This window comes from Phenylobacterium sp. 58.2.17, from assembly GCF_026411515.1.
GTDB lineage: Bacteria > Pseudomonadota > Alphaproteobacteria > Caulobacterales > Caulobacteraceae > Phenylobacterium.
On sequence record NZ_JAPMTQ010000028.1, the window covers coordinates 42,776 to 52,636 of the forward strand.

At 66.0% G+C, this 9,861-nt stretch carries 12 protein-coding genes and 1 tRNA gene (1 of these 13 running past the window's edge); 12 read left to right on the plus strand and 1 reads right to left on the minus strand.

Going from position 1 to position 9,861, the window contains the following annotated elements; genetic code table 11:
* Positions 1-22: transfer RNA gene (locus OUA97_RS16060), tRNA-Asp, on the minus strand; it reaches 150 nt to the left of the window's first position.
* Between the two features lie 335 nt (positions 23-357).
* Here OUA97_RS16060 and OUA97_RS16065 point away from each other — a divergent pair.
* From OUA97_RS16065 to OUA97_RS16120, 12 genes are all read left to right on the plus strand, one after another.
* Entirely contained in the window at positions 358-735 is a 378-nt protein-coding gene (locus tag OUA97_RS16065) for an NADH-quinone oxidoreductase subunit A (RefSeq protein ID WP_056018620.1), read from the plus strand.
* Complete coding sequence (locus tag OUA97_RS16070; RefSeq protein ID WP_267233039.1) at positions 705-1,286, plus strand: NuoB/complex I 20 kDa subunit family protein; 582 nt, start codon at positions 705-707, stop codon at positions 1,284-1,286. The genes OUA97_RS16065 and OUA97_RS16070 overlap by 31 nt, the downstream gene beginning before the upstream one ends.
* The gene (locus tag OUA97_RS16075; RefSeq protein ID WP_267233040.1) at positions 1,283-1,894 is read left to right on the plus strand and encodes an NADH-quinone oxidoreductase subunit C; all 612 of its coding nucleotides are present in this window, start codon (positions 1,283-1,285) and stop codon (positions 1,892-1,894) included. The genes OUA97_RS16070 and OUA97_RS16075 overlap by 4 nt, the downstream gene beginning before the upstream one ends.
* On the plus strand, positions 1,894-3,108 hold the full coding sequence (locus OUA97_RS16080) for an NADH-quinone oxidoreductase subunit D (protein ID WP_267233041.1): 1,215 nt from the start codon (positions 1,894-1,896) through the stop codon (positions 3,106-3,108). Before OUA97_RS16075 ends, OUA97_RS16080 begins: the two co-directional genes overlap by 1 nt.
* Positions 3,105-3,455 carry a nuclear transport factor 2 family protein gene (locus tag OUA97_RS16085; RefSeq protein ID WP_267233042.1) on the plus strand — a complete coding sequence of 117 codons (351 nt, stop codon included), beginning with the start codon at positions 3,105-3,107 and terminating at the stop codon, positions 3,453-3,455. Before OUA97_RS16080 ends, OUA97_RS16085 begins: the two co-directional genes overlap by 4 nt.
* A gap of 7 nt (positions 3,456-3,462) precedes the next feature.
* Positions 3,463-4,146, plus strand: coding sequence for an NADH-quinone oxidoreductase subunit NuoE (gene nuoE, locus OUA97_RS16090; RefSeq protein WP_267233043.1), 684 nt, complete (start codon positions 3,463-3,465; stop codon positions 4,144-4,146).
* 55 nt (positions 4,147-4,201) lie between these two features.
* The gene (gene nuoF / locus OUA97_RS16095; RefSeq protein ID WP_267233044.1) at positions 4,202-5,518 is read left to right on the plus strand and encodes an NADH-quinone oxidoreductase subunit NuoF; all 1,317 of its coding nucleotides are present in this window, start codon (positions 4,202-4,204) and stop codon (positions 5,516-5,518) included.
* Positions 5,519-5,524: 6 nt separating this feature from the next.
* Positions 5,525-7,567 (plus strand): NADH-quinone oxidoreductase subunit NuoG, encoded by a 2,043-nt coding sequence (gene nuoG, locus OUA97_RS16100; protein WP_267233045.1) that lies wholly within the window; start codon positions 5,525-5,527, stop codon positions 7,565-7,567.
* A 4-nt stretch (positions 7,568-7,571) separates the two neighbouring features.
* Positions 7,572-8,657 (plus strand): NADH-quinone oxidoreductase subunit NuoH, encoded by a 1,086-nt coding sequence (gene nuoH, locus OUA97_RS16105; protein WP_267233046.1) that lies wholly within the window; start codon positions 7,572-7,574, stop codon positions 8,655-8,657.
* 8 nt (positions 8,658-8,665) lie between these two features.
* The gene (locus tag OUA97_RS16110; protein ID WP_267233047.1) at positions 8,666-8,860 is read left to right on the plus strand and encodes a hypothetical protein; all 195 of its coding nucleotides are present in this window, start codon (positions 8,666-8,668) and stop codon (positions 8,858-8,860) included.
* 7 nt (positions 8,861-8,867) lie between these two features.
* The gene (gene nuoI / locus OUA97_RS16115) at positions 8,868-9,359 is read left to right on the plus strand and encodes an NADH-quinone oxidoreductase subunit NuoI (RefSeq protein WP_183770120.1); all 492 of its coding nucleotides are present in this window, start codon (positions 8,868-8,870) and stop codon (positions 9,357-9,359) included.
* A 91-nt stretch (positions 9,360-9,450) separates the two neighbouring features.
* Positions 9,451-9,861: NADH-quinone oxidoreductase subunit J (locus tag OUA97_RS16120; RefSeq protein WP_267233048.1), on the plus strand; the 411-nt coding region annotated here is incomplete at its 3' end.

Genomic DNA, 9,861 nt, shown 5'->3' on the forward strand with positions numbered 1-9,861 from the left:
TAACCAACTGAGCTACATCCGCGTGACGGCGACGTCGCCGCGAGGGGCGTCTGATATGACCCTGCCTGAATCGTGTCAACGGCCAATCTCGCGCAGTTGTGGACAAACCGGCGCGGCCTCCTCTTTTCTGCGAAAGGGCCGGGAGGGTGGTCAAATATTGCGAGTGATTATCAGTCGTAATGTCGCCGCCATCGAAGAGCCGCCATCGAAGACATGTGAGCTTGGATCACGGGCGCGGGGCGCGGAATTAACAGACGATGCAGGTTGCGCGCATTTGCGATACCACCGGTCGCACCACGCCGTTTGAACCCTGAGCGATGCTGGTCTAGAAGGGCGCGCGACTCCTTCGAGGATTCCATGAACGCCTTTCTTTTGCAGTATCTGCCCATCGTGATCTTCCTTGGGATCGCGACCGCCCTGGGCCTCGCATTCATCGTGGCTTCGGCCACGCTGTCTCCGCAGGCGCCGGATCCTGAGAAGCTGTCCACCTACGAGTGCGGCTTCAACGCCTTCGACGATGCGCGAATGAAGTTCGACGTCCGGTTCTATCTGGTGTCGATCCTCTTCATCATCTTCGACCTTGAAGTGGCGTTCCTGTTCCCGTGGGCGGTGTCGCTCATGAAGCTGCCGCAGGAGCTCGGACAGTTCGCCTTCTGGTCGATGATGACCTTCCTCGGCGTGCTGACCGTCGGCTTCATCTACGAATGGAAGAAAGGCGCCCTGGAATGGGAGTGATCGTTCCCGCGGGTTCGGCCGGCCGTTCGACGGTCGAGGGCTACGACCCCAAGCTTCACGACCCGTTCTTCGACGGCGTGTCGAATGAACTGGCCGACAAGGGCTTTATTACGGCGGCCGCCGACGACCTGATCACCTGGGCGCGCACCGGCTCGCTGATGTGGATGACGTTCGGCCTGGCCTGCTGCGCGGTCGAGATGATGCAGGCCTCGATGCCGCGCTATGACCTGGAGCGCTACGGCTTCGCCCCGCGGGCCAGCCCGCGCCAGTCGGACGTGATGATCGTCGCCGGCACGCTCTGCAACAAGATGGCTCCCGCTCTGCGCAAGGTCTACGACCAGATGCCGGAGCCGCGGTACGTCATCTCGATGGGCTCGTGCGCCAACGGCGGCGGCTACTATTATTTCTCCTACTCGGTGGTGCGCGGCTGCGACCGCATCGTTCCGGTCGACATCTATGTCCCGGGTTGCCCGCCGACGGCCGAGGCGCTGGTTTACGGCGTGCTGCAGCTGCAGAAGAAGATCCGCCGGACGGGGACGATCGAGCGATGAGCTGGCCCCTGACCGAAGGCGCTCTGCAGTCGCTGGGCGATGAGATTGTCACCGCCGGGGCCGGCGCCGTCGCCGGCTTCGAGGTGGCCTATGGCGAGCTGACCCTCACGGGCCCCGCCAGCCGGATCGTCGAGGCGCTGACCCAACTGCGCGACCAGTTCGGCTTCGAGCAGCTGATCGACCTCTGCGGCGTCGACTACCCGGAGCGCGCCCAGCGCTTCGACGTGGTCTACCACCTGCTGTCGCTGACCAAGAACCGCCGCATCCGGATCAAGGTGCAGACGGACGAAGACACCCCGGTTCCGACCGTGACCGGCGTCTATCCGTGCGCCGACTGGTTCGAGCGCGAGGCCTTCGACATGTACGGCGTGTTCTTCGAAGGGCACCCGGACCTGCGCCGGATCCTCACCGACTACGGCTTCCACGGCCATCCGCTGCGGAAGGACTTCCCGATGACCGGCTATGTCGAGCTGCGCTACGACGACGAGCTGAAGCGGGTGGTCTACGAGCCGGTGAAATCGGTCGAATTCCGCAACTGGGACTTCCTCTCGCCCTGGGAAGGCGCCGAGTACGTGCTGCCGGGCGATGAAAAGGCGGAGGCGAAATAATGGCCGACGACGCTTCGAACCCGGTCGCGATCCCGGAAACCCCGGTCCGCAAGTTCAACATCAACTTCGGCCCGCAGCACCCGGCGGCGCACGGCGTGCTGCGCCTGGTGCTCGAGCTGGACGGTGAAGTCGTCGAGCGGGTCGACCCGCACGTCGGCCTGCTGCATCGCGGCACCGAAAAGCTGATGGAGTACCGGACCTACCTCCAGAACATCCCGTACTTCGACCGCCTCGACTACGTGGCGCCGATGAATCAGGAACATGCGTTCTGCCTGGCCATCGAGAAGCTGCTGGACCTGGAAGTCCCGATCCGCGGATCGATCATCCGGGTGATGTTCTCAGAAATCGGCCGGATCCTGAATCACCTGCTCAACGTCACCACCCAGGCGATGGACGTCGGCGCCCTGACCCCGCCGCTGTGGGGCTTCGAAGAGCGCGAGAAGCTGATGGTGTTCTACGAGCGCGCCTGCGGCGCTCGCCTGCACGCCAACTACTTCCGTCCGGGCGGCGTCCACCAGGACCTGCCGGAAGCGCTGGTCGACGACATCCGTGACTGGGCGGTCGCCTTCGAGCGCCCGATCAGCGACATCGACAAGCTGATCACCGGCAACCGCATCTTCAAGCAGCGCAACGTCGATATCGGCGTGGTGTCGAAGGAAGAGGCGATCAACTGGGGCTTCTCGGGCGTCATGGTGCGCGGGTCGGGCATCGCCTGGGACCTGCGCCGCAGCCAGCCCTACGAGTGCTACGACGACTTCGAGTTCGACATCCCGCTGGGCGTCAATGGCGACTGCTACGACCGCTATCTCTGCCGTATGGAAGAGATGCGTCAGAGCGCGAAGATCATCATCCAATGCGCTGATCGGCTTAAGAAAACGCCGGGTCCGGTGCTGACGGAAGACAACAAGTTCGCGCCGCCGCGCCGCGGTGAGATGAAGCGGTCGATGGAAGCCCTTATCCATCACTTCAAGCTCTACACCGAAGGGTTCCGCACGCCCCCGGGCGAGGTCTATGCCTGCGTGGAAGCGCCGAAGGGCGAGTTCGGCGTGTTCGTCGTCTCCGACGGCACCAACAAGCCGTACCGCTGCAAGATCCGCGCGCCGGGCTACCCGCACCTGATGGCGATGGACTGGCTGAACCGCGGTCACATGCTGGCCGACGTCTCCGCCATCCTTGGCTCTCTGGACATCGTGTTCGGGGAGATCGATCGGTGATCTATCAAGCCGGCCTTTCGAACAGCGAGATCGTCACCGGTCAGCTCGACGCGTACAACGCCCAGAACATCGAGGCCTTCTGCGGTTTTTACGCCGATGACGCCGTGCTGGCGGACTTCAACGGCGCAATCACGGCCCAGGGCCTGGACGCCATTCGCGCCCGGCACGAGAAGCTCTTCGCCGATTTCCCGCAGAACAAGGCGGTCCGGACCAATCGCATCGAGGTTGGCCAAGTGGTCATCGACCACGAGGACGTGTTCCGCAGTCCCGATGCGCAGCCTTTCCAGGTGGCGGCCATCTACACCATCGCGGGCGGCAAGATCGCCCGCGTCGACTTCGTGAAGTGAGGATCGCTTGAGCGTTCGCCGCCTCTCTCCGAACCAGCCCGCCAGCTTCGAGTTCTCCGCGGAGACCAAGAAGCAGGCGGATTGGTGGATCTCCAAGTTCCCGGCCGGCCGCCAGCAATCGGCGGTCATTCCGATTCTGTGGCTCGTTCAGAAACAGGAGGGGTGGGTCTCCGAGCCCGCCATCCGCTTGGTCGCCGAGCTGCTGGGCATGGCCCAGATCCGGGTGCTGGAGGTCGCGACCTTCTACACCATGTTCATGCTCGAGCCGGTCGGCACCCATGCGCTGGTGCAGGTCTGCGGCACCACGCCGTGCGCCCTGCGCGGCGCCAACGAGCTGATCGCCCATTGCAAGAAGCGGCTCGGCCCGAAGGATCACCTGTCGGCCGACGGCAAGTTCTACTGGCAGGAAGTCGAGTGCCTGGGCGCGTGCTCCAACGCGCCGATGGCGATGATCAACGACTATTACTACGAAGACCTGACGGTCGAGACGCTCGACGCGGTTCTGGACGAGTTCGCCGCCGGCAAGCCGCGCGCCCCGGGCTCGGTGATCGGCCGCAGCGGTTCGGCGCCGGAGGGCGGTCCGCTGACGCTCAGCGATGCGTCGCTGTACGACGGCACGCGCGCCAAGCCGATCAAGTCGCTTCCCAACGCGCCCAAGCCGTCGAAGGGCGCCAAGGAGCCGGCCCAGTGAGCGCAATGAATTCGATCGCGCGCCCGGCGCGCGCGGACAGAGGAGTGTAGGGGCCTTGGTCGGTATTCTCGAAGACAAGGACCGCATCTTCACCAACCTCTACGGCCTGCACGACTGGGGCCTCGAGGGAGCGAAGAAGCGCGGGGCCTGGAACGGCACGCGTGAGATGCTGAAGCAGACGCCGGAATGGCTCTGCGACCAGATCAAGGCCTCGGGCCTGCGCGGCCGCGGGGGCGCGGGCTTCTCCACGGGCCTGAAGTGGACCTTCATGCCCAAGCAGGAGAGCGAGCGCCCGCACTATCTGGTGGTCAACGCCGACGAGTCCGAGCCGGGCACCTGCAAGGACCGCGAGATCATGCGCAATGATCCGCACCTGCTGATCGAAGGCTGCCTGATCGCCAGCTACGCGATCCGCGCGCACACCTGCTACATCTACATCCGCGGCGAGTACGTGCATGAGCGCGAGCGCCTGGAAGCGGCGATCAAGCAAGCCTACGAGGCCAAGCTGATCGGCAAGGGCAACGTCCACGGCTGGGACTTCGACCTGCACGTCACCCATGGCGGCGGCGCCTATATCTGCGGCGACGAAACCGCGCTGATGGAAAGCCTGGAAGGTAAGAAGGGCCAGCCGCGCCTGAAGCCGCCGTTTCCGGCCGGCGCCGGCATCTACGGCTGCCCGACCACCATCAACAATGTCGAGTCGATCTCGGTCGTCGGCACCATCCTGCGCCGCGGCGCCGAGTGGTTCTCGAGCTTCGGCCGTCCGAACAACACCGGCACCAAGCTGATGGCCATCTCGGGCCACGTGAACAAGCCGTGCGTCGTCGAAGAGGCGATGTCGATCCCGCTGAAGCAGCTGCTGGAAGACCATTGCGGCGGCATCCGCGGCGGTTGGGGCAACCTCAAGGCGATCATCCCGGGCGGTTCGTCGGTCCGCATGATCCCGGCCCACGAGGCCGAGACCGCGCTGATGGACTTCGACAGCCTCTCGGCGCTGAAGTCGGGCCTGGGCACCGCGGCGGTGATCGTGATGGACCAGTCCACCGACATCGTGAAGGCGATCGCGCGCCTGTCGTACTTCTACAAGCACGAGAGCTGCGGCCAGTGCACCCCGTGCCGCGAGGGCACCGGCTGGATGTGGCGGGTCATGGAGCGCATGGTCACCGGCGAAGCCGAGATGCGCGAGATCGACATGCTGCTGGACGTCGCCAGCCAGGTCGAAGGTCACACGATCTGCGGTCTTGGCGATGCGGCGGCCTGGCCGATCCAGGGCCTGTTCCGCCACTTCCGCCACGAGGTGGAAGATCGCATCACCCAATATCGGGCCGGAAGGCCGCATGTGCAGGGCGTGTCCCTGCAAGCGGCGGAGTAACCCCTAATGCCCAAGGCTAAAGTCAACGGCGCCGAGGTCGAGTTCGAACCCGGCATGACGGTTCTGCAGGTGGCGGAACTGGCCGGTGAGGAAATCCCGCGCTTCTGCTACCACGAGCGTCTCAGCATCGCCGGCAACTGCCGCATGTGCCTGGTCGAGGTGAAGCCCGGCCCGCCGAAGCCGCAGGCTTCCTGCGCGCTGCCGGCCGCCGAAGGCCAGGAGATATTCACCAACACGCCGATGGTGAAGAAGGCCCGCGAAGGGGTGATGGAGTTCCTGCTCATCAACCACCCGCTGGACTGCCCGATCTGCGACCAGGGCGGCGAGTGCGACCTGCAGGATCAGGCCATGGGCTATGGCCGCGACGACAGCCGCTACGCCGAGAACAAGCGGGCCGTCGAAGAAAAGTACATGGGTCCGCTCATCAAGACGGTGATGACCCGCTGCATTCAGTGCACGCGCTGCGTCCGCTTCATCACTGAAGTGGCCGGCGTGCCGGACATCGGTCTTATCTCGCGCGGCGAAGACGTTGAAATCACGACCTATCTCGACAAGTCGGTCGGGTCGGAACTGTCGGCAAACGTCATTGACCTGTGCCCGGTCGGCGCGCTGACCTCCAAGCCGTACGCGTTCAACGCGCGGCCCTGGGAGCTGAAGAAGACCGAGAGCGTCGACGTCATGGACGCGTTGGGTTCGGCGATCCGCGTCGACAGCCGCGGCCCGGCGGTCCTGCGGGTGCTGCCGCGCCTGAACGAAGAGATCAACGAAGAGTGGATCAGCGACAAGACGCGCTACGCGGTCGACGGCCTGTCGCGCCAGCGTCTGGACCAGCCGTTCGTCCGTAAGGATGGGCGCCTGCAGCCGGCGACCTGGGCTCAGGCGTTCGAATTGATCACCGCCAAGGTCAAGGCCGCCAGCGGCGAGCGCATCGGCGTGATCGCCGGCGACGTCCAGGACGTGGAGTCCATGGCGGCCGCCAAGGACCTGTTCACCGCGCTCGGCTCGGCCAACATCGACTGCCGCCAGGACGGCATGGTGCTGGGCGGCGGACCGCGCGAGAGCTGGCTGATGAACTCGACGATCGCCGGCATCGAAGACGCCGACGTCGTCCTGCTGGTCGGGACCAACCCGCGCGTCGAAGCGCCGGTGTTCAACGCCCGACTGCGCAAGCGCTGGCTGGCGGGCGCGCTGCGCGTCGGCGTGATCGGCGAGCAGGCCGACCTGACCTACAAGTACGACTATCTCGGCGCTGGCGCTGCGACCCTGTCCGGCCTGAGCCGCGCCAAGAGCGACTTCGTCAAGGCGCTCAAGGACGCCAAAAGGCCGGCGATCATCGTCGGCACCGGCGCGCTGTCGCGCGACGACGGCCAGGCGGTGCTCGCCGCCGCCGCCGCGGTCGCCAAGAGCTTCGGCATGACCTGGAACGTCCTGCACACCGCCGCCTCGCGCGTCGGCGGCCTGGACCTCGGCTTCGTGCCGGGCGAGGGCGGCAAGAGCGCCAAGGACATGGTGCAGCCGGGCGCGCTGGACGTGCTGTTCCTGCTCGGCGCCGACGAGATCGACGCCAAGGGCAGCGACGCCTTCAAGGTCTATCTCGGCACGCACGGCGACGCCGGCGCGCACTCGGCGGACGTGGTCCTGCCGGGCGCGGCCTACACCGAGAAGGACGGCATCTACGTCAACACCGAAGGCCGGGTGCAGTTCGGCTATCGCGCCGTGTTCCCCAAGGGCGAGGCCCGCGAGGACTGGTCGGTGTTCCGGGCGCTCTCCGACCGCCTGGGCGTGACGCTGCCTTACGACACCCTGGCCCAGCTGCGGGCCAAGCTCTTCGCCGACCATCCGAGCTTCGGCCAGGTCGACTACGCCCCCGGTTCGGCGGGCGCGGCCTTGGACTTCGGATCGCTGGGCGCCAAGGGAGAGGTCTCCGAGGCTCCGTTCGAGAGCGCGGTGAAGACCTTCCATCTGACCAATCCCATCGCGCGCGCCAGCGTGACGATGGCCGAGTGCGCCGCCGTCGCTTCCGGCGCCGCCAAGATCGCGGCGGAGTAGGGGCATGGACGCTGTCGCCAACAACTTCTGGGCTACGCCGGGCGGCTGGACCCTGATCACGGTCGCGCAGATCCTGGCGGTCGTGCTGCCGCTGCTGGTCGCGCTGGCCTTCTTCATGCTCGCCGACCGGAAGATCTGGGCCGGCGTGCAGATGCGCAAGGGCCCCAACGTCGTCGGGCCGTTCGGCCTGCTGCAGTCCTTCGCCGACCTGATCAAGTTCGTGCTGAAGGAAATCGTCATCCCCGACGGGGCCGACAAGTTCGTCTTCCTGCTGGCTCCGGTGCTGACCTTCGTGCTGGCCATGGTCGGCTGGGCGGTGATCCCGTTCGCGCCGGGCTGGGTGGTCTCCGACATCAATGTCGGGGTGCTGTATCTGTTCGCGATCAGCTCGCTGGGCGTCTACGGCATCATCATGGGCGGCTGGGCTTCGAACTCGAAGTACCCGTTCCTGGGTTCGCTGCGTTCGGCGGCGCAGATGGTGTCGTACGAAGTCTCGATCGGCTTCGTCATCGTCACCGTCATCCTGCTGTCCGGAACGATGAACCTGCAGAAGATCGTCGAGCTGCAGAGCGGCGGCTTCTGGAACTGGAACGTGTTCGGCGGCCAAGGCCTGCACAACCTGCCGCTGGCGCTGGTCATGATCCCGATGGCGGTGATCTTCTTCATCTCGGCCCTGGCCGAGACCAACCGCCCGCCGTTCGACCTGCCGGAAGCCGAATCCGAACTCGTGGCCGGCTACCAGGTGGAGTACTCGTCCAGCCCGTTCCTGCTGTTCATGATCGGCGAGCTGGTGAACATCGTGCTGATGTGCGCCCTGATCTCGGTGATGTTCTTCGGCGGCTGGCAGGCCCCGATCGATCTGCCGTGGGTGGCGAGCTGGCCGCCGACGGTACAGAGCTTCTACGGCCTGATGTGGTTCGTCATGAAGATCTGCTTCTTCTTCTTCCTGATCGGGATGGTGAAGGCGATCGTGCCGCGCTACCGCTACGACCAACTGATGCGCCTGGGCTGGAAGGTGTTCCTGCCGACCTCGCTGGTCGCCGTGGTCCTGGTCGCCGGCTGGCGCGTTTTCGGTCCGGGGGGCGCATGAGGACGGTGATGGCTAGCATCTTCCTGATTTCCCTTTCGTCCTGCGCCAGTTCGGCGGGCGGCCCCGACGTCACCGGGGGCGTGGCCAGCTACGATGCGCTGAAGTCCGCCAGCTCGGCCTGCGCCGCCAAGGGCGGGGAACTGGTCCGCAGCCCCGAGGGCTCGGGCAAGCGCATGACCGACTACGCCTGCAAGAGAAAGTAACCGCGAAATGATGCAGCGAATTTCACAGGCAGTCAGGGGCGCGGCCCTGATGGACTTCGTCGGGGCGTTCGGCCTGGCGATGAAGTACATGATCAAGCCGAAGGCCACCGTGCAGTACCCGCACGAGCGTGGCCCGCAGTCGCCGCGCTTCCGCGGCGAGCACGCGCTGCGCCGCTATCCCAACGGGGAGGAGCGCTGCATCGCCTGCAAGCTCTGCGAGGCGATCTGCCCGGCTCAGGCCATCACCATCGAAGCCGAACCGCGTGACGACGGCAGCCGCCGCACGACCCGGTACGACATCGACATGGTCAAGTGCATCTACTGCGGCCTGTGCCAGGAGGCCTGCCCGGTGGACGCCATCGTCGAGGGCCCGAACATCGAGTTCGCCGTCGAGACCCGCGAGGAGCTCTACTACGACAAGGAGCGCCTGCTCTCGAACGGCGACCGTTGGGAACGGCAGATCGCGAAGAACCTGGAACTGGACGCGCCCTACCGGTAAGCGCCGGCGCATCCGTGAGACGACCACCTTCGCCCGCGCCGGATCCTCGGCGGGGCGGACCAAGTAAACTAAGGGGCTGAGAAAAGCCGTCATGGCCTTGGCGATCGCATTCTACCTGCTGGCGGCGGTGACCGTAGGCGCAGGGTTCGGGGTGGTTTCCTCCCGCAATCCCGTGCACTCGGTGCTGTTCCTGATCCTCAGCTTCTTCTCGGCCGCGGGCCTCTTCGTGACCATGGGCGCGGAGTTCCTCGCGATGCTGCTCGTCGTCGTCTACGTCGGCGCGGTGGCGGTGCTGTTCCTCTTCGTCGTCATGATGCTGGACGTCGACTTCGCCGCGCTCCGCCAGGGCTTCGCCCGCTACCTGCCGCTGGGCGGCCTGGTCGCCGGCGTGCTGGTCATCGAGATGATCGTGGTGGGGGGGGGCGGGGGCCCCCCCCCCCCCCCCCACCCCCCCCCCCCCCCCCCCCCCCCCCCCCACCCCCCCCCCCCCCCCCCCCCCCCC

Excerpts from the sequence above, each read along its gene's own strand:
- OUA97_RS16065 (WP_056018620.1), top strand. The coding sequence starts at position 358 with ATGAACGCCTTTCTTTTGCAGTATCTGCCCATCGTGATCTTCCTTGGG.
- OUA97_RS16070 (WP_267233039.1), top strand. The coding sequence starts at position 705 with ATGGAAGAAAGGCGCCCTGGAATGGGAGTGATCGTTCCCGCGGGTTCG.
- OUA97_RS16075 (WP_267233040.1), top strand. The coding sequence starts at position 1,283 with ATGAGCTGGCCCCTGACCGAAGGCGCTCTGCAGTCGCTGGGCGATGAG.
- OUA97_RS16080 (WP_267233041.1), top strand. The coding sequence starts at position 1,894 with ATGGCCGACGACGCTTCGAACCCGGTCGCGATCCCGGAAACCCCGGTC.
- nuoG (WP_267233045.1), top strand. The coding sequence starts at position 5,525 with ATGCCCAAGGCTAAAGTCAACGGCGCCGAGGTCGAGTTCGAACCCGGC.
- nuoH (WP_267233046.1), top strand. The coding sequence starts at position 7,572 with ATGGACGCTGTCGCCAACAACTTCTGGGCTACGCCGGGCGGCTGGACC.
- OUA97_RS16110 (WP_267233047.1), top strand. The coding sequence starts at position 8,666 with ATGGCTAGCATCTTCCTGATTTCCCTTTCGTCCTGCGCCAGTTCGGCG.
- nuoI (WP_183770120.1), top strand. The coding sequence starts at position 8,868 with ATGATGCAGCGAATTTCACAGGCAGTCAGGGGCGCGGCCCTGATGGAC.